This window comes from Shewanella acanthi, from assembly GCF_019457475.1.
Taxonomy (GTDB): Bacteria; Pseudomonadota; Gammaproteobacteria; order Enterobacterales; family Shewanellaceae; genus Shewanella; species Shewanella acanthi.
Genome location: NZ_CP080413.1, coordinates 435,878 through 454,376 on the forward strand (window position 1 = coordinate 435,878; position 18,499 = coordinate 454,376).

21 protein-coding genes are annotated in these 18,499 nt (G+C 47.2%); 13 read left to right on the plus strand and 8 right to left on the minus strand.

The features are described from left to right. Positions 1-116 precede the first annotated feature (116 nt). From K0H61_RS01855 to K0H61_RS01865, 3 genes are all read left to right on the plus strand, one after another. Entirely contained in the window at positions 117-743 is a 627-nt protein-coding gene (locus K0H61_RS01855) for a flavin reductase family protein (protein ID WP_220051082.1), read from the plus strand. Between the two features lie 147 nt (positions 744-890). Beyond that, entirely contained in the window at positions 891-2,252 is a 1,362-nt protein-coding gene (locus tag K0H61_RS01860; protein WP_220051083.1) for a diguanylate cyclase domain-containing protein, read from the plus strand. A 21-nt stretch (positions 2,253-2,273) separates the two neighbouring features. Beyond that, positions 2,274-3,218: a transporter substrate-binding domain-containing protein gene (locus K0H61_RS01865; RefSeq protein ID WP_220051084.1), complete on the plus strand. Its 945-nt coding sequence runs from the start codon at positions 2,274-2,276 to the stop codon at positions 3,216-3,218. Between the two features lie 211 nt (positions 3,219-3,429). Here K0H61_RS01865 and fre read toward each other — a convergent pair whose 3' ends face one another. Together fre and ubiD are read right to left on the minus strand one after the other, a co-directional pair. After that, positions 3,430-4,128 (minus strand): NAD(P)H-flavin reductase, encoded by a 699-nt coding sequence (gene fre, locus K0H61_RS01870; RefSeq protein WP_220051085.1) that lies wholly within the window; start codon positions 4,126-4,128, stop codon positions 3,430-3,432. 99 nt (positions 4,129-4,227) lie between these two features. After that, a complete protein-coding gene (ubiD, locus tag K0H61_RS01875; RefSeq protein ID WP_220052388.1) occupies positions 4,228-5,709 on the minus strand; it encodes a 4-hydroxy-3-polyprenylbenzoate decarboxylase in 1,482 nt (493 codons plus the stop codon). Between the two features lie 249 nt (positions 5,710-5,958). On the opposite strand from ubiD, the gene K0H61_RS01880 reads away from it, so the two are divergent. The 4 genes from K0H61_RS01880 to K0H61_RS01895 all read left to right on the plus strand — a co-directional run bounded on the left by K0H61_RS01880 (position 5,959) and on the right by K0H61_RS01895 (position 9,561). Beyond that, positions 5,959-6,612, plus strand: a complete 654-nt coding sequence (locus K0H61_RS01880) for a hypothetical protein (RefSeq protein WP_220051086.1) — start codon at positions 5,959-5,961, stop codon at positions 6,610-6,612. Positions 6,613-7,693: 1,081 nt separating this feature from the next. After that, positions 7,694-8,032 (plus strand): YajG family lipoprotein, encoded by a 339-nt coding sequence (locus K0H61_RS01885; RefSeq protein ID WP_220051087.1) that lies wholly within the window; start codon positions 7,694-7,696, stop codon positions 8,030-8,032. Positions 8,033-8,057: 25 nt separating this feature from the next. Continuing rightward, positions 8,058-8,966, plus strand: coding sequence for a hypothetical protein (locus tag K0H61_RS01890; protein ID WP_220051088.1), 909 nt, complete (start codon positions 8,058-8,060; stop codon positions 8,964-8,966). Between the two features lie 58 nt (positions 8,967-9,024). After that, the gene (locus K0H61_RS01895) at positions 9,025-9,561 is read left to right on the plus strand and encodes a hypothetical protein (protein ID WP_220051089.1); all 537 of its coding nucleotides are present in this window, start codon (positions 9,025-9,027) and stop codon (positions 9,559-9,561) included. Positions 9,562-9,805: 244 nt separating this feature from the next. Here K0H61_RS01895 and K0H61_RS01900 read toward each other — a convergent pair whose 3' ends face one another. The 4 genes from K0H61_RS01900 to arfB form a co-directional block, all read right to left on the minus strand. Beyond that, the gene (locus K0H61_RS01900; protein WP_220051090.1) at positions 9,806-10,483 is read right to left on the minus strand and encodes an SDR family NAD(P)-dependent oxidoreductase; all 678 of its coding nucleotides are present in this window, start codon (positions 10,481-10,483) and stop codon (positions 9,806-9,808) included. A gap of 21 nt (positions 10,484-10,504) precedes the next feature. Next, positions 10,505-10,936 (minus strand): acetyl-CoA carboxylase biotin carboxyl carrier protein, encoded by a 432-nt coding sequence (locus K0H61_RS01905; protein WP_220051091.1) that lies wholly within the window; start codon positions 10,934-10,936, stop codon positions 10,505-10,507. A gap of 37 nt (positions 10,937-10,973) precedes the next feature. Further along, positions 10,974-11,411 carry a type II 3-dehydroquinate dehydratase gene (aroQ, locus tag K0H61_RS01910; RefSeq protein ID WP_220051092.1) on the minus strand — a complete coding sequence of 146 codons (438 nt, stop codon included), beginning with the start codon at positions 11,409-11,411 and terminating at the stop codon, positions 10,974-10,976. A gap of 130 nt (positions 11,412-11,541) precedes the next feature. Continuing rightward, complete coding sequence (gene arfB / locus K0H61_RS01915) at positions 11,542-11,955, minus strand: alternative ribosome rescue aminoacyl-tRNA hydrolase ArfB (RefSeq protein WP_220051093.1); 414 nt, start codon at positions 11,953-11,955, stop codon at positions 11,542-11,544. A gap of 403 nt (positions 11,956-12,358) precedes the next feature. Here arfB and K0H61_RS01920 point away from each other — a divergent pair, with 403 nt between their 5' ends. Further along, on the plus strand, positions 12,359-12,724 hold the full coding sequence (locus K0H61_RS01920) for a SpoIIAA family protein (protein WP_220051094.1): 366 nt from the start codon (positions 12,359-12,361) through the stop codon (positions 12,722-12,724). Positions 12,725-12,760: 36 nt separating this feature from the next. Then, complete coding sequence (locus tag K0H61_RS01925) at positions 12,761-12,952, plus strand: DUF3012 domain-containing protein (protein WP_220051095.1); 192 nt, start codon at positions 12,761-12,763, stop codon at positions 12,950-12,952. A gap of 113 nt (positions 12,953-13,065) precedes the next feature. Here the strand turns inward: K0H61_RS01925 and mscL are convergent, their stop codons facing one another. Together mscL and K0H61_RS01935 are read right to left on the minus strand one after the other, a co-directional pair. After that, positions 13,066-13,476 (minus strand): large-conductance mechanosensitive channel protein MscL, encoded by a 411-nt coding sequence (gene mscL / locus K0H61_RS01930; RefSeq protein ID WP_220051096.1) that lies wholly within the window; start codon positions 13,474-13,476, stop codon positions 13,066-13,068. 159 nt (positions 13,477-13,635) lie between these two features. Next, positions 13,636-14,586 (minus strand): LysR family transcriptional regulator, encoded by a 951-nt coding sequence (locus K0H61_RS01935; RefSeq protein ID WP_220051097.1) that lies wholly within the window; start codon positions 14,584-14,586, stop codon positions 13,636-13,638. A gap of 97 nt (positions 14,587-14,683) precedes the next feature. Here K0H61_RS01935 and K0H61_RS01940 point away from each other — a divergent pair, with 97 nt between their 5' ends. The 4 genes from K0H61_RS01940 to K0H61_RS01955 all read left to right on the plus strand — a co-directional run bounded on the left by K0H61_RS01940 (position 14,684) and on the right by K0H61_RS01955 (position 18,485). Continuing rightward, positions 14,684-15,742, plus strand: coding sequence for an HlyD family secretion protein (locus K0H61_RS01940; RefSeq protein ID WP_220051098.1), 1,059 nt, complete (start codon positions 14,684-14,686; stop codon positions 15,740-15,742). 16 nt (positions 15,743-15,758) lie between these two features. Then, a complete protein-coding gene (locus K0H61_RS01945) occupies positions 15,759-17,396 on the plus strand; it encodes a DHA2 family efflux MFS transporter permease subunit (protein ID WP_434086609.1) in 1,638 nt (545 codons plus the stop codon). 248 nt (positions 17,397-17,644) lie between these two features. After that, positions 17,645-18,100, plus strand: a complete 456-nt coding sequence (locus K0H61_RS01950) for a GNAT family N-acetyltransferase (protein WP_220051099.1) — start codon at positions 17,645-17,647, stop codon at positions 18,098-18,100. Positions 18,101-18,161: 61 nt separating this feature from the next. Beyond that, complete coding sequence (locus tag K0H61_RS01955) at positions 18,162-18,485, plus strand: putative quinol monooxygenase (RefSeq protein WP_220051100.1); 324 nt, start codon at positions 18,162-18,164, stop codon at positions 18,483-18,485. Positions 18,486-18,499 lie beyond the last annotated feature (14 nt).

The window sequence follows — 18,499 nt, forward strand, 5'->3', positions numbered from 1 at the left end:
CTGTCAGTGTTATTCCTTTACTTACAAGCTAATATGCAGCCTAGAACTCAGCCAACATAAGTATTTATCCTTGATGAGAATGGCTTGAGCAGTGGTAACAGCGGAGAAGCAAGCGAATGACAAACAATCGTTATTTTTATGAGCCCAGCCAAGGACATGGTTTACCCCATGATCCCTTAAATGCCATTATCGCCCCACGGCCAATCGGCTGGATTTCTTCCCGTAATGCGGCTGGACAACGTAACCTGGCACCCTACAGTTTTTTTAATTGTTTCAATTACAAACCACCTATTATTGGTTTTGCTAGCACCGGCTGGAAGGACAGTGTGGCCAATATTGTTGAGACGGGAGAATTTGTGTGGAATCTCACGACTCGTAGCCTTGCCGATAAAATGAATCAAACCTCAGCCATGCTACCCCATGGTCAGGATGAGTTTGCATTTGCTGGACTGACACCCACACAGGGCAAAATCGTTAAAGCCGATTTAGTAGCCGAAAGTCCGGTGCATTTTGAATGTAAAATATCCCAATGTATCCAACTTACTGCTGCCAATGGCGACAACATTGATACCTGGTTAGTGCTTGGCGAAGTAGTAGCTGTGCATATCGATGCCCATCTACTCAATAGCGAAGGGATTTATCAAACCGCGTTAGCTGAACCCGTATTACGTGCGGGTGGCCCATCGGCATATTATGGTATCTCAGAGGCGCTGCGCTTCGATTTACATCGGCCTCAGTTGTAGTGATGTGAAGGCATGGACTTTGGTAGGACAGCAAAAGTGGCAGTTATAACTAGGTATGAGCGCGATATCATGCAATTGTAAGTAATTATTTTCATTAGCTTGCCTGAGGGTTTATGATTAAGCTATGTAAATATAATGTGAAATAACATGCCGTTTATAACAACAACTAAAACCAATGTCGGCCTCATGCTGTTCGTTTTACTCTACTTGCTGTTGTCTTTTAGTACTGTGGAGTATTTACAAAGCAGTTATTCCCGTAATACCGAAGCGCAAGAGCTTGAAAAGCTGGCTCAGCGCCTATCACTTATCCGCGCCAATATTGAGGCGGAAGTTAATGCTGAGTTGTTTCTCGCCGATAGTATGGCAACGCTAATTACCTTTGCGCCTAATGCGGGGCCCGCTCAATGGGAGCAAGTTGCTAAGTTATTGGTGCGAAAGGGCGAACACATTCGCAATATCAGTGTGGCACCCAACGATGTGATTGCCTTTGTGTATCCCTTAGCAGGAAATGAGCGGGTTATCGGGCTTGATTTTCATGACAATCCCATGCAATGGGCGAGCATAGTACAGGCAAGACAATCCCAACGATTAAGTATTTCAGGCCCCTTGCTGTTAGTTCAAGGAGGCGAGGCGGTGATTGGCCGAATGCCGTTGTATTTTGATCCTCCCTTCAATACCCAATATTGGGGGCATTGTAGTGTAGTTATTGATATTAATACTCTTTTTAAAGATGCAGGGGTATTCGATCTCCCCGACAATATTCAAATTGCGATTCGTGGTCTGAATGCGACGGGGGCATCAGGCCCAGTATTTTTAGGTGATGCTCGGGTCTTTGATGACCCTTTGGTGACAGAGTCAGTTAATCTCGCCAGTGGCAGCTGGTTGATAGGGATAAACCATTCTGATAAGCATCAAACTCGTCCACTTTCTAAATTGGCTAAGGATAATATTGCCCGAGTTGCTGGCTACTCTATTGCCATTTCATTTTTAATCAGCTTTATTTTTATCTTCCAAGCTTACCGTTTAGCAAACCAGGTCGCGTTGCAGGATGTATTAACTAAGTTACCTAATCGGCGTTATGCCATGATGGTGTTAGACCAACTCACCGATGCAGATGGCCGTTTTACTATCATCAATATTGATTTAAATCGCTTTAAGCAAGTAAACGATACTCTTGGGCATAATGCGGGGGATGCGTTGTTAAAAGAAGTTGCACAAAGACTTAAGCAATCACTACGTGGTTCGGATACGGTGGCTCGCCTTGGGGGAGATGAGTTTCTGATTATTCTGCCTCGAGTATACAGCATGACTGAAATCGAACTTGTTCGTCAAAAGCTTGAGCAGGCCTGTTTAACACCTTTTACCTATGATGCGACCCCGATTGAGGTTAGTTTAAGCTTTGGGATAGCTTGTTATCCGCAGGATGCTAGAGACATTAGTGACCTGCTCCACGCTGCTGATCAGGCCATGTATAGTGATAAGCAACGTAAAAAATCCCAACAGCTGTAAGGGAGCCGCACGGAATAGGATATGAAAGGATTGACTGCTCGAATGGGCTGCCGGCGTTTTCGACAAATTTATGCTTATTGGCTGATTATCTGGGGATATTTGGCTGGATTTGCTCTGTCTACACCTGTGGTCGCCTCCGAGGCCACGACAGTCGTGAGTTACGTCGATGCCTCATCCATCAAGCGTAACCCCAATAATGTGTATTTTATCGAAGTGCTTAAATTGGCACTGGAAAAATCCTCCGTGCGATATGGTGAGTTTGCATTAAATCCCATCGATATTGATATTTCCCAGAATCGCCAAATCCGTGAGTTAAACAAAGGCCGCATTAGCGTTTTTTGGACTATGACCTCCTATGCCCGCGAAGTGGATATGCTTCCTGTGCGCTTTCCCTTGGCTAAGGGCATGTATGGTATCCGACTGTTTGCGATTAATCAGAGTGATCAACAACGCTTTGTTGCACTCAAAAGTCGTGAACAATTAGCCGCTTGGCCAGCCTTGTTAGGGCGCGATTGGCCCGATACCGCCATTATGCGGGTGAATCGCTTTTTGGTGCGTAGCGATGTGGACGAAGGAGATATGTACAAAGAACTCGCCCAGCATAAGGGCTATTATTTCCCGCGGGCGGTGACTGAAATCTACAGCGAAATAGATGAGCGCCCTAAGTCAGATGTCATTGCCGATGATCATTTGGGTGTGGTGTATCCCGCGGCAATTTACTTTTTTGTTTCGAAAAACAATCCATTGCTCGCCGAGCGCTTGCAATTTGGTCTAGAGGAGGCACATAAAGATGGCTCCTTTGACGCGCTGTTCTTTGGTTTTCCCGCTCATCAAGCAGCCTTTGCTAAGGCCAAATTCAGTAAAAGAACCTTGTTCTATCTCGATAATCCCCTGTTACCTCAAGCCGCGAATCGCGAGCTGATTGAAGCCATGCAAAAGGATATTATCGAAAAATTCGCTGATTAATTTTTCGGGCTAACTTTACTAGGTATTTAGTACAACAATGGAATTGTTAATCTCTATCGTAGACTTTTTGTCGGTGCTTTGAGTGGCTTCTTTGCAAGCTATCTGACAATTACGGCACGCCGTAAAAACAAAACCCCAGCCAAGGCTAGGGTTTAATGTGGCCAATTAGCCTTTGTGGCTATGCGAGACAACCCGCAAACAAATCATCGCATTATTTGATAAATGCGAACGCATCACCGTAGAGATGCGCTTCATCCACACCCATTTGACGGAAGTTTTCACGCGCCGCACCCACCATATCGAATCGACCCGCGATATAGATGTCATAGCCATTGAGGCTCACGAAATCCTGTTTGATTTGGGTAAGCAGGTTGGCGATTTTACCCTGCCATTCAACGGGTGCTTCTTCTACTACTGGTACAAAGTGCAGCCATGGGTGAGCGTCGTGCCACTCACGGGCGATAGACTCATAGTACATGGCATCTGGAGTGCGGCAGCCCCAGTAAAGAGTGGTTTCAATTTTTTGTTTTAAAGCGATTTGCTGCTCAACAATACTTTTGATGTAAGAGAAACCTGTACCGCCAGCAATCAACAGACGTGGGCGATGGCTTTCTTCGCGTAAATAAGCTTCGCCGCCAGGCGCTTCGATATCGATGTGCGTGCTAGTACGCAACTTTTCAACCACTTGCATTGGGTAGCTTTCGCTTACCGCGGCACCGATATGCAGTTCGATGAATTCGGCATTAGGGGCCGAGGCGATAGAGAAAGGGCGTTTATCTTTTTCGCCCATGACGATACACAGGTATTGTCCCGCCTTAAAATCGAAGGCGGTTTCTGGTGATAACAATACCTGATAAACGGCATCGTTAAATGGGCTAACTTTCTCTATCTTACAACGTATGGTCTTCATCAAACTTCCTTTGCACCTCTATGGAGGCAGGTGTCATTTTAATCGCCCTTGGTAGGCTTGTTCTCTTGGCTTAAGCGGTTTTGTTGAGCTTAAGCTGAATTATAGGGTTGGGCTGTCGTCTATACCTAGCTCATTCCAGATATCATCAATTTTCTGTTTCACCTTCGGATCCATCACGATTGGTGTGCCCCACTCGCGGGTAGTTTCGCCTTCCCACTTATTGGTGGCGTCGAGTCCCATCTTTGAACCTAGGCCCGAAACCGGCGAGGCAAAGTCGAGGTAATCGATTGGGGTGTTATCCACCATCACGGTATCGCGTTTGGGATCCATGCGGGTGGTAATGGCCCAAATCACATCGTGCCAGTCGCGGCAATTCACATCGTCATCCACAATCACAATAAACTTGGTGTACATAAACTGACGTAGGAAGGACCAGGCTCCCATCATCACTCTCTTTGCATGACCTGGGTATTCCTTACGAATCGAAATTACCGCCATACGATAGGAGCAGCCCTCGGGCGGTAGGTAGAAATCGACAATCTCTGGATATTGCTTACGCAGAATCGGCACAAACACTTCGTTGAGTGCCAGACCTAACATGGCTGGCTCATCGGGCGGACGACCCGTGTAAGTGCTGTGGTAAATCGGGTCCTTACGGTGAGTTATATGGGTCACGGTAAAGACTGGGAATTTGTCTGTCTCGTTGTAGTAACCAGTGTGATCGCCATAGGGACCTTCTTCGGCCATTTCCTCAGGATCAATATAACCCTCGAGAATCATCTCACTCGTCGCTGGGACCTCTAAATCGCAGCTAAGTGCCTGACAAACTTCGGTGCGTTCGCCACGCAACAAACCCGCGAAGGCGTATTCGCTCATGGCATCGGGCACAGGGGTGACTGCGCCTAAAATGGTCACGGGATCTGAGCCTAAGGCGACGACCACAGGATAACGCTCGCCAGGGAACTGCTTTTTAAAGTCGGCAAAGTCGAGGGCGCCGCCGCGGTGGGACAACCAGCGCATGATAAGTTTGTTTTTACCCAGCAGCTGTTGGCGGTAAATACCTAAGTTTTGGCGATTCTTACGCGGCCCCTTAGTGATGGTTAATCCCCAGGTCACTAGCGGCGCAACGTCGCCCGGCCAGCAGTGCTGAATAGGTAATTTGGTTAAATCCACATCATCACCGGTAATCACTACCTGTTGGCAGCTTGGGTTACGCACGGTTTTTGGGGGCATATTCAAGGCTTGCTTGAACATCGGAATCTTGGCGATGACGTCTTTAAAACCGCGCGGTGGCTCAGGCTCTTTTAAAAAGGCCAGCAGTTCACCTACATCGCGAAGGGCGAGCGGGTCTTCCTTACCCAGCGCCATAGCCACACGTTTAGGCGTACCGAAGAGGTTCGCCAGAACTGGCATCGAATGATTGGTTGGATTTTCAAATAGCAGTGCAGGGCCTTGAGCGCGCAGAACGCGATCGGCGATCTCTGTCATTTCTAAATGAGGATCAACGGGGTAGCTAATGCGTTTTAGTTCGCCATTGGCTTCCAGATGGTCGATAAAGCTGCGTAAATCCTTAAAACTCATGTGGAAATAGCCTCTGCTGTGGAAATCCGTGTGGCGCGCACTATAGCATTTTTCTGTTTTAGGGTTAACCAATTCAGTGATCTTCGCCAGTAAGAAGCGTAAAATGACAATCTCAGCGGCGGTCAAATGTGGCACATCGAGGTGGATATGTTGCGATTTTCAAAGGTTCCCCTAGATAAATATTATCTTAAAAACCTATGGGCAAAGATGGTTTGCTCAAAGCTGCCCATTAGCAAATGCGCCGTACTCATGTCCCTCATACCACTTTTAATGATGTCAACGTTGGTCCATGCTGCGGGTGTTAGTGCAGACAGAGGAGGGCATATAAGCAATCACTATAGGCCAAACGTTTACGAAAAAAACCGCCACGGTCAGAATCATCACAGGCATCATCACAGATATTACCCTTACCGACCCTATTATCCTTGGGGGCTTGGTTTAGGCTTAAGTCTGGCGACGGGATGGGGATGGATCAATGGTTTTTATAACAATGGCTGGTATGGAAATGGCTGGAACAATGGCGGCTCAGTGTATTGGAATGGTCCCTATTCAGGAATTGGAATTTCGCTCCCTTTAAGAGCAAATGAGTCAGAGGTTTATCGCTCTGCGCCAACCCAAGTGACAACCAGTATGCAATACGCTTCGCAAGAGCTGGGGGCTCAAGAGACTGAAAGAATGGTGTCAAGCCAAGTGATGCCTACGACATTGGGCGCAAATGGGCAGCCTGATGGTCGCAGTGCTATAAATCATGAAATATCGCTACCAAGAGGGCGCAGTGTTTCGAGTCTGCCTGCAAATGCTAAACTTGTGCAGCATGAAGGTAGAACCCTATACGAATGGCAGGGCGTTCTCTATGCCTTCGATTGGGATAGCCAATCCTATCAAGAACAACTCGTCAAATAGTCTGATTTACCCATAGAGGCACAGTTGGAGCCTTAAGGCCCCCAAATTGTTTTCGACGCAAGTTATCGTTTTACACAGTCGCGAAGAAAATATTGAAACATACCATCATTTACTGAATAGCCCCAAAATCCCTTGCAATAGCTACTATCAACCCACCAAAAAGCACACGTCCCTTTGGGTATTATTGTCCTTGGCCTTTTCATTCTGCCTTAGGAGTTACTAAATTTGCTGCTACAACCTTAGCGCCTCAAGCCCTAGATGACTTAAGGGTGAGAGTGGTCCAGATGAGTTGTTCATACGTGCTTATGCCATCGTTGTGGTCGTGGGTTAACCGATCGTTATGAAACTTGGGACAGGATTAGGCGAATCACTACGCTGATTGGTTTAGTGGCGCCAATAGCAATCGCTAACGGCTTTAGCAATTTTGTTCTGAATCTACGTTGGCTAGTGTGTTTTTACTTTTTAAGTGGTTTACCCCACGGCGTTTTTTGGGGGCGACCCTGTTGCTTGCCGCTTCGTTTGTGCAGCCCGAAATGAGGGTGCACGCCGTTTGGTGAGTGATGATTGGATTAATGCTAGCGACCATCTTCGGTGCGCCCTTTGCGACTTGGGTGTGATGAATCCTAGGCTGGTGCGCCTACATTGGCATTGTGGCGATTATCGAAACTATTTCTGCTGTGATGATTCATCTATGTTGCGCCCAATATAGCTGCATCACCAAACGCCCGCACCAAGAATGAGCTTGAAATCCCTAACAATCGCGATGTTTGGCTGGGACTGGGTATCGCTGCAATGGAATTTTTTGTTTGTACAAATTACCTTGCGTCAACTGTACTCCAATGACTTAAGTCGGGTCGATTAGAATCCCACTAATGATGGCGTTTTTTGGCCTAGGTTTAACTCTTGGAAGCTTACCTGTGGCTGGGCGGCGTTGTGGTTTTCAGTGTAAAACACACTCTTGTTGTTATTCCATCCAACCTTTACAGGATCCTATATGGGTCTTATACGTTAATCCGTTGTTTTATATTTGTATGATTTTCTGTTCTTTTTATGATTTTTAATACGAGTCGTGGGAATCCATATGCCGTACAAATCAATTGTTTTCTCTGCGTTGAGTGTTTTATTGCTAAGTGCTTGTAGTAGTTCGGCACCTAAAATAAAGCCAGCGGAGCTCATTGTTATTAATAATTCAGGCCAGACAGTGGAAAAAATAATCGCAACGCCATGTAGTGATGATGGCAATACAGTGCTCTACGCTGGTGGTACTGTTCTGGCTGAAATGCTTAAAACAGGTCGTAGCATTAGGTTTCAGTTCGAAACATCTTGTGCTGATTTGCAGGCCTTTAATCGCGATGGATTTATTATCGCCCGCCAATTGCGGGTGAGTACACCGCCTGATTTAACTTGGCATATTAATTAAGTTGCAAATAAAAAAAGGGGACGCTATGAAAAAGCTGGGATTGCTTGCAAGTATCTTAACGGTAGGAATTGGTCTATCTGGTTGTAGTTCCGTTAATTACTATTTAGTGGATTCAACATTTCGTGTGAATGAAGCGCAAACCACACCACCAATTATTACTAAAGGGACGGATTTTTCTTCTAGTTTTCACAAAATTAAGACGATAGCAGTTAAAGCGCCTGATCATTGTATTAGCGAGTCGCAGACCGAACGCAGCGGTAACGCTAAAGCGGAAACTAACGTCATGCAAACAGCTTGTGGCGTTGAAATGGCACAAATCGAGCGTTCATTGGCAAAAGCAGGGTATGGGGTTATCAGTTGGAAAGTACTGCAAAATGAAATGCAAGTTGCCAAAACGCACTTAGAGGCGGCAACACAGTTACAAGCAGATGCTTTGTTTCAGATTAATTCTTTAGAGCGTTCTACCTCTAAAGCCGGACAGGATGCCCGTTGGGAACGTCGTTATCAGGAAACTGATGCCAAACTGAGAAAGCAGAAAGCGGCGGCTGTGACACCTGCTATTGCCAGTCAGCTAGATAACATTGCAAAACGTAATGAAATGTCAGTTTTAGGTGCCAATGAGGTGTTAAGTGCCACTATCAACTCAAGTGTTACTTTAGTTGAAAATGGCCGCGCAATTTGGTTTTACGAATGGAACCATCAGCAGTCTTTGGACAATAACGAGCTGATTGAAACAAAAACCGCAATATATTGTGCAGAGGGTTTCTGTAACGCTTACTCCCCGTTACAGGAGCAGGATAGCACACCGGAGTTATTGCAAGGCTCAAGTGAAGCCTTATCTACCGGAGCGAGTCCTGCAGATCGGCGAAGAGCCATTCATGACAAGCTGATGCGTCAGGTTGTTGAAGACATGGTGTCGAAATTCAGTTTGTAAAAATGCAGTTTGAAAGCCGCTAAGATTTTAAGCGGCTTTTTTTTGGGAGTATATTTATATGATTTTAAGAATTTTTTTAGTTGTAATTACGTTTATTATCACCGGCTGTGCGTCTGGTCCACGAGAACCAACCTATGTCTCGTTTGACAGTAACGAAGCTCAGCGCATTTCAAATTTCAATATTGACCCCTATAGCAACTTTACTGGACAGATAAGCGTTGCTCCTGTGCAGATTACATCTGAGCAATTCGCTGTCAGAGCGGAAATTTTGACCAAAGATATTGAATTCGCACTTAACGATGCAAGGCTTATAGCACCTGCAGAAACAGGTAGTTTTATGTTGGTAAGTACGTTAACTAATGTGGAATTTGATCCCGGTCTTTCTATGTCTCCTCATATTTCCATGAACTACCAGTTGGTCGATAAACGTGACAACCAGGTTATATATAATAATTTGATTCGCACTATGGGTACGGCGCAATTTTCTGAGGCTTTTATAGGTGCAGAGCGCAATGGTATAGCGCTTGGACGGGCAATGAATGTCAATCTTGCGCAACTTATTGATGAGTTAAACTCGTTAGCGAGAAAGTACTAAATTTTAAAAGGTTGGCTAATTATTGGTCCTAATGGGGAATGAAAAGCTAGTTAAGACTTAACCGCTCACTAATCTTGTTGGGTAAAGTATTTGCGCATAAAGGCTATGCCACCCGTTATCATCCCTTGATGGGTTAATGTGTGGTGGCTGGCTTAAACCTAGAATAGGCACCGCTCCGAGCCTGAAGTGAACATTGCATCGAATAACTGGTTAAACGGACGCTTGTTTGGGCGATATCACCAGTTTAACCCCGTTGAATGGTAATATCTGAAATATAACCATGCTCGGTGGCGAGCAATGCCTGTTTGAGCATACCAGCCGCTTCATCGGCGGACATAAAGTTTGAGGTATCGAGGGTTTTACCGCTACTTGGCCAGAAGTCAGTGTCCATACCGCCTGGGTAAACCGCGATGATTTTCATCGGACTTTGCTTTAGCTCTAAACGTAGAGATTCGATAAAGCCCCTGACAGCCCATTTGGCGGCGCAGTAAGTTGATTCTCCCGCCTTGGCCGCGAGGGCGGCGGTCGACATTACCACGACTACAGTTACTGCTTGATCTTGATAGCGTTTAACAAGTTCACGCAGCAGTAAAATGGTTGAGGTGACATTGTTATTGAGCAGGACTTGGATGTCCTTCGCACTTTGGCTGGCAATTGTGCCGAAATAGCCGCTGCCCGCACAGTGAATCACGGTTTTTGGGGGTGAAGTCAGGCCATCAAACAGTGATTGCACACTTAACTCATCACTTAAGTCTGCTGCGATGGCGCCGATGGACTCAGTGGAAAAGGGCGTGAGAGCATTAGCCACGGTTTGCAGGCGTTTAGCATCACGACCAGTTAGGGTTAAGGCTTGATTTTCTTTTGCATAACGTGCGGCAAGTGCCGCGCCTAAACCACTACTTGCGCCAGTAATTAATAACATGATGACCTCTAAAATACGGCTTCAGATTAAAGTAAATAGGGGTTGATCGAACACGACCTCATCGCCATCCTTCACCCAGAAAGCACCCATGATACCATCGCGCTCAGCCTCTATGGGATTTTGCATCCGCATGGCTTCAATGGTACAGATGATTTCCCCCTTGAGAACGTGCTGGCCAAGTTTGGGGGTATTGCCTAGTGACGTTTTTCCATAAAAGGTGCCGACCATTGGAGATGTTTGTACAAATCCTGCGATAACGGGAGTCTCAATTTTTGCTATGGGCTGCTTTGCCTGAGAAGCAGCTGGCTTTGGGTTTACTGCTATGCCCGTAGGCTGCGGACCCTGACTGATAATACGAATCGACTGGTCGCCTTCGGTGATGGAAAGCTCTGCAATGCCGGATTCTTGCACCATTTCAATTAGCTTTTTAATTTTGCGCACATCCATTGTCATGCACGGCTCCTTAGTTGGTCTGCACCAAATGCAAAAATTAGATTTGCTTGAGTCTTTTGATTGCGGCGGTAAGGGCAAACTCATAGCCTTGGGAGCCTAAACCACAAATTACACCGACGGCTTTGTCCGACAGGTATGAATGGTGGCGGAAGGGTTCTCGGGCATGCACATTGGATAAATGCACTTCGATAAAGGGAATATCCACCCCAAGCAGGGCATCGCGCAGGGCAACGCTAGTATGGGTAAAAGCCGCCGGATTGATAATAATAAATCCAGCCTCTGTGGCGTGGATGGCATTGATCAACTCAAATTCGGCATTGGATTGGATATGCTCAAGCTCAATTCCCGCCGCTTTTGCTTGGGAACTAAGAAGCGAAACAATGTCGGCTAAAGTTTGATTGCCATAGACACTGGGCTCACGGCGCCCAAGAAGATTTAAATTTGGCCCATTGATCAGCAGAATTTTGTGGTGCATTTTGCCTTCCTTTAAGGTGCATCAAACGACGGTATTGGCATTAACTTACCCTGTTCATTAGGATTTTGCATTAGTCATCCATGCTGAATCCGATAAAACTCTCACGCTTTTTAAACACTCTTAGCTGTTATCAACTTAGTTTAAATTGTCGCATTGCCTTGGTGGCGCCCCGCTGTTTTTTGGCATCGAGACGCTTGGTTTGACTACTTCTCGTTGCGCGGGTCGGAATCCGCTTTTTGGGCACTTCGGCCACACTGGCCACAAGAGCGATAAATTGCGCCAGTGCGGTTTGGCGATTGTCATCTTGGCTGCGACTGGCTTGGCATTTAATGATGATTTTGCCGCTTTGGGTAATGCGATGGTCGGCTTTATTCAGTAGTCGCTCCTGATAAAACTCCGGTAGTGATGAGGCCCTGATATCGAATATTAACTGGGCTGCGGTAGAGACCTTATTGACGTTTTGGCCGCCTGCACCGCTTGAGCGGATAAACTGCCACTCAATTTCATTTTCAGGCAGTTCAACGCGGTTTGAGATTTTTATCATAGTAAGTTAGGTGTGTTGACGTTTAAGGGGTGTTTTACTGCATTTTGGTTGGAGTCTATGCAAAGTAAAGTCTGTACTGTGTAGTTAACCGACATAAACAGATGCTAACGTAACATAAACTCCATCCAAACACTGCCCGAAGGGGGCTGACAAGCACCTTCGTTTTGTCACTCATCATGTGAGTAGAGTAACTACACTGTCCCCTTGCTTCGCGGACTGAGCATGCCATAACTTACAAAAGCTAATCTCGAAACGTTAACAAGACCTCGCTTTTTCAGCGTAAATTGATAAGCAAACAATAACTGCTTATGGCTTTCTACTAGATTTGTTATTATCGCTCGCATAATTGCTTGTGCTGCCGTAACGTGAGCGGGCAATCATGTTCTCGATTCGGAGTGCCTTTATGTTATGCCAAATCCCCGATATTGCTAAAGGTGTTATCAGTCTTTTTGCCAGTGGACGCCTTTCCTCCACCGATTATCGTACCCGTTTGCAACCGGCAATTAAGAGTTACCGTAAGGATTGGGGCCAAGTTTGTTTGTATATTGAAGCCGACGTATTGCTCGAAGGGTGGGAGTTTGCATCGCTCACGGGAAGTGGCGAGGTGCAGCTACCGAATTTTGAAGCACTCGTATTTGTTGGCGGCCCAGATTGGGTCGGTAACGCTGTGCGTTTACTCGGCCCCTTTATGCAGGGGGAGGTAGCTTGGTTTCCGCTGGAACAAAAAGCCCACGCAATTGAATGGATCGCAAAGCGATCAACGTTTTAACCGCCCATGATGGGTATCACTTATAAGGAATTATCTATGTCATCGTTGAAATCTATTGTGACAAAAGTGACGACAGTGTCTCTGGTGTTAGCTTTTACGGCGGGGCTAAGTGCCTGTGCACCAGAAGTGGGCAGTGAAGCATGGTGTAAACAAATGAAAGAAAAGCCATCGGGTGACTGGACTGCAAACGAAGCGGCTGATTACGCGAAACACTGTGTATTTAAATAGTTAGTGCGTTAATTTGCTCGGGGTTGTTTGAAGCAATTCTTGCAATGTTTGAGCCCAATAAAAAACCATCGTCAGCGATGGTTTTTTATTGGATTTCGATTTGAAGTCTTAAACTACTTATCCTGCTGCGCCTTGAGTAAGTCACGGATTTCTGAGAGTAACTCTTGGTCTTTGGTCGGTGCCGGTGGCGCTTTTGGCGCTTCTTCTTCCTTGCGCTTGAGGCTGTTTATGCCCTTTAAGCCCATAAAGATCGCAAAGGCGATGATGGTAAAATCGAGCACGGTTTGAATAAATTTGCCATAGGCGATAACGACGGCGGGGGTATCACCTTGAGCGGCCTGAAGCACTATGCTCAAATCGCTGAAGTTCATTCCGCCGAGAAGCATACCAATGGGAGGCATGATGATGTCAGCGACAAAGGATGACACTATCTTGCCAAAAGCCGCGCCGATGATAATACCGACCGCCATATCAATCACGTTACCGCGTGATGCAAACGCCTTAAATTCTTTAAGTAAGCTCATTAGGTTCCCTCCAAATCTAAAGTAGTATTTTTATAAGTTGTATCAGGAAAACCAAGCGCTTAAATGCTGCCTGTTACAATCTCAGCTTATAGGGGCTAATGAATTTCCGCAATGAACATATGAAGGCGCCAATGCGCTGAGTAGGCATTGTCTTAGGGCTTAACGGGCAGGTTGTATTTGTGGTAATCCAGTCACGAAGTCTGGTACTTCAAGCACTTGCGCGCCCCAACGTTTAAAGAGCGCAGCATAAATAAACTCGATAAATACTCGATATTTTCTCGGAAGATAGGCTCGTTTGGGGTAACTAAGTACTACCTTAGTTTGCACCATGGGGTAATCGTCGAGTAGCGGGACAAGATAGCCATTTTCAATGGCCTCTTGGGCAATGATCGAGGGAACCGCAGTGATCCCTAATCCTGCAATCGCCGCTTCACGGGCAATCGTCACATTGTTCACCGTCAGTTGTGCAACGGGCTCTATTTCGACCCATGATTTACCATCGAATAATTTCCACGCGCCCTCAATATGGGCTGATTGTAATCGAATGGCTTTATGCTGGGCTAAATCCTGCGGCACCTTTGGTGTGCCATGTTTGGCAAGATAATCAGGGCTAGCCATTAAGGATTTGTAGGCGTTAACCATAGAGTAGGTTTGCAGACGATGATCGGTAGCATCTGTGATTTGAAACAGCAGATCGATACCTTCTTCAATGACATCGACTTTACGATTAGTCAATTCGGCTTCGATAGTGATCTCGGGGTAGAGGGCTAAAAACTGCGCGAAAATGGGTCCTAAAAACAACTGTCCCAGTTCTATAGGGCAGACGATTTTGAGATTACCTTTGATCAATTGCTGATGGGCGCTGAGCTGATTTTCGGCGCTCTGTAGATCGCTCAAGATCTTATTGATCCTGTTGTAATAACCCGATCCCGCCTCGGTGAGTTTGAGGGCTCGGGTGGTGCGAAACAACAGCTGGGTACCAGTGTCGGCCTCAAGTTCGGCAATCTTACGACTGACGGTGGCTTTGGTGAGGCCAAGGGCTTTTGCGGCACCGGTAAAGCTGCCTTGCTCGACCACTTGGGCGAAGATTTGCACGCGATTGAGATCCATGATTGTTACACCTGTGGAACAGTGGGTTGATTTTAAGCTATCTAATAAGTTTGATGAGACAGTAGTATACTAGTGGGTACTAATCAAGGAGTCATTCATGTCCAAAAGTAAGTTCGCTATTGTCCTGCCTTTAGTTCTCGTTGCCGCAGCTGCGGGCGGATATTACTGGTGGAGTCAGGTACGTTTCATCGAATCAACGGATAACGCCTATGTTGAGGCGGATATTTCCAATGTGAGTGTGAAGGTGCCGGGCTATGTGGTGCTATCCGATGTGACCGATAACCAACATGTGCGCAAGGGCGAGTTACTGGCGCAGTTAGAAGATAACCAATTCACGGCCAAGGTGAGTCAAGCTGAGGCGTCACTTGCCAGTGCGCAGGCAGATGTTCAGACCCTTGGCGCCAAAATTGAACTGCAACGTGCGCTGATCACTCAAGCCAATGCCGGTGTGGTTGCCGCTCAAGCCGATAAACTGCGCGCCGAGCAACAATTAAGCCGCTCTAAAAAGTTAAAGGCGAGCAACTACAGTTCGCAGGACGATGTTGATCAATTGCAGGCGGGTTTCGATTCAGCCGCCGCGGGTCTTGATCAAGCCAACGCCGTGCTGGTGGCCAAACAGCGAGAACTGGCGGTTTTCAATGCCCAATTAATTCAAGCCAACTCAGTGGTTGAGCAGGCGGATGCCGCGCTGAAGCTTGCAAAAATTCAACTCGATGATACCCGCGTAACTGCACCATTTTCAGGGGTGATAGGTAAACGCGGCGCTATGGTGGGGCAATATGTACAGCCAGGCCAAGCCATCTACAGTTTGGTTCCAGACGGGGCTGTGTGGATCACGGCGAACTTTAAAGAGACCCAGATCCAACATATGCAACCCGGCCAGTCGGTGCAGGTCAGTCTCGATGCGTTTCCCGACAAAACCTTTAACGGTGTTATCGATAGTCTCGCACCGGCCTCAGGAGCCAAATTTAGTTTACTGCCCGCCGAAAATGCGACTGGCAACTTCACTAAAATCGTGCAGCGAATTCCAGTTCGCATCCGCTTAGACTTATCCAACGAAGAGACCCGCGTACTACCAGGCTTAAGCGCCGTGGTTAAAGTCGATACGGCATCAAAGCCAGCATCTTCTGCCATCGCAGCAAAACTAGGTAACTAAGATGACTGCAAATGGGATGAGTGCAACAGGCTCAACCGCTGAGCTAAAAACACTCCCTGCTGCACCAAGCGCACCTAGCGGCTCTCCCACAGTGCCTAACGGTTATGAGCGCGGCAGTCGCCGTTCTTGGATCGCGGTATTTGGCGGTTTGATTGGCGCCTTTATGGCGATCCTCGATATCCAAATTACTAACGCCTCGATGAAGGAAATTCAGGGCAGTCTAGGGGCGACGTTGGAGGAAGGCAGCTGGATCTCAACCGCTTATCTGGTTGCCGAGATGATCGCGATTCCGTTATCGGGCTGGTTGAGTACTGGTCTGTCGGTAAGGCGTTATCTGCTATGGACGACAGCGGCTTTTATCTTTGCTTCGATTCTGTGCTCCATTTCCTGGAATTTAGAGGCGATGATTGCCTTTAGGGCGTTGCAGGGCTTCTTTGGCGGTGCGTTAATCCCATTGGCGTTCCGCTTGATCCTCGAATTTGTGCCTGAGAATAAGCGCGCCGTGGGGATGGCGCTCTTTGGGGTAACGGCAACCTTCGCGCCTTCCATTGGCCCAACCTTAGGTGGTTGGTTAACCGAGCATTTTAGCTGGCATTACCTGTTTTATATCAACGTGCCGCCGGGATTACTGGTGATGGCGATGTTGGCCTATGGCCTCGAAAAGCGCCCCATCATTTGGGACAAACTTAAGAATGCCGACCTTGCGGGTATAGTCACTATGGCGCTAGGTATGGGGTGCCTTGAAGTTGTGCTCGAAGAAGGTAACCGTAAGGATTGGTTTGGCTCGGATCTTATCCGCAACCTGGCGATCATTGCTGCGGTAAACCTAGTGCTGTTCGTCTGGGTGCAGCTTAAGCGTAAAGACCCGCTGGTGAATTTGCGATTACTCGCTAAGCGCGACTTTGTGTTGTCGACCATAGCTTACTTTTTGCTGGGGATGGCGCTCTTTGGTGCTATCTATCTGATCCCGCTTTATCTATCACAAATCCATGATTACACTCCGCTGGAAATTGGCGAAGTGATCATGTGGATGGGCTTCCCGCAGTTATTGGTGTTGCCGTTAGTGCCGCGATTAATGCAGCGTTTCGATGGCCGATATCTGGCCGCCTTTGGTTTTTTTATGTTTGCCCTCAGTTATTACATGAATAGCCAAATGACCGTCGATTTCGCAGGGCAGCAGATGATTGCCTCCCAAGTGGTGCGTGCCCTCGGTCAGCCGTTTATTCTGGTGCCTATTGGTATGCTAGCAACGGCGCACCTAAAGCCCCATGAAAACTCCTCTGCATCGACGGTACTTAACGTGATGCGTAATCTTGGCGGCGCCTTCGGTATTGCCTTGGTAGCGACCTTGACCGATAACCTCGCCCGTGGGCATTTAGCCCATGTGAAGGAATCCTTACCCGCGGTAAGTGCGCAGGCGCAGGATTACTTGAGCCAAAGTGCAAGTTTACTGCAACAGGGCGGCTCAGATCCCTACACTGCTTCTATTCAAGCCAAGGCATTATTAGGCCAAACCATGAGTCAGCAGGCCTATATTCAGGCCTATAACGATGTGTTCTTTATCATGGGAGCGCTGTTATTGATTGCTGTGGTGGCCGTGTTGCTTATCCGTAAACCTCAAGGCCCTGTTGCCTACGATGCGGTGGTGGAATAGTTTCTTCTTAGAAGCCAAGCTTAGGTATCACACTACTTGCCGCTGAAATTGAGCGCCTTTTTCCCTGTGATTTAGTCAACGTGAATTAAGGCGCTTTTTTATGGGCACCCTTAAATGGTCATGCTGACCTCAGTGTTGAAGGCTCAATCTTGAAGGTGCAGAGTGTTGATTGGCTCATGTTTAAGCGCTTATGTTTAAGCATTGGCGCTATGATAGACTCTGGTTTCTTTTTCCCTAGGAGTTTGCCGATGCAGTGGCAGTATCTGCCCTTTAATCAATTATCCGCCAATACCTTGTACGACATTCTCAAACTCAGGGTCGATGTGTTTGTGGTCGAGCAGGCCTGTGCCTATCCCGAGTTAGATGATAAGGACAGACACCCTGAGACTATTCATCTTCTTGGCGTATCGGCTAACGGCGAACTGCAAGCCTATGCCCGTATTTTGCCGCCGGGATTAAGTTATCCCGAGGCGAGTATTGGCCGCGTGGTGGTTGCACCCAATGCACGGGGCAAGGGCTTAGCGACACCACTGATGCAGGGCGCGATTGAAGCCGCCCTTAACACTTGGCCGAGCGTAGGCATTCAAATCGGCGCCCAGGATTACCTAAAAACGTTTTACCAAAGCTTGGGTTTTGTGGCTTGCTCCGAGATGTATTTGGAAGATGGTATTCCCCATCTCGATATGCGCTATAACTCTCAGTAACAGCATCTTGCGCGTCAGTAAACGAGTGCGACAGAAATTATTCATTATTTAAGGAAAGACAATGTCTACAAGCAACTACAAAATTAACCAACAACAAATCGTGTGCGTGGCGAGCTTTTTGGCGAAGGAAGGTAAGACTGAGCAACTCATAGAGGCGCTAGCATCCTTGATCCCCGACACCCGCCGTGAAGCGGGTTGTATCCGTTATGAGCTTAATGTCAGTCGCGATGAGCCACGCCGCGTGACCTTTGTAGAGAAGTTTGTCGACATCCAAGCCTTCGATGAGCACTGCGCCAAGGATGCAATTCAACACTATTTCCACCAAGTGATGCCCGATCTCGTTGAGTCATTCCATGTGGAAACCTACCACCAAGTGATTGCCTAAGCGTTGGAGCGTGC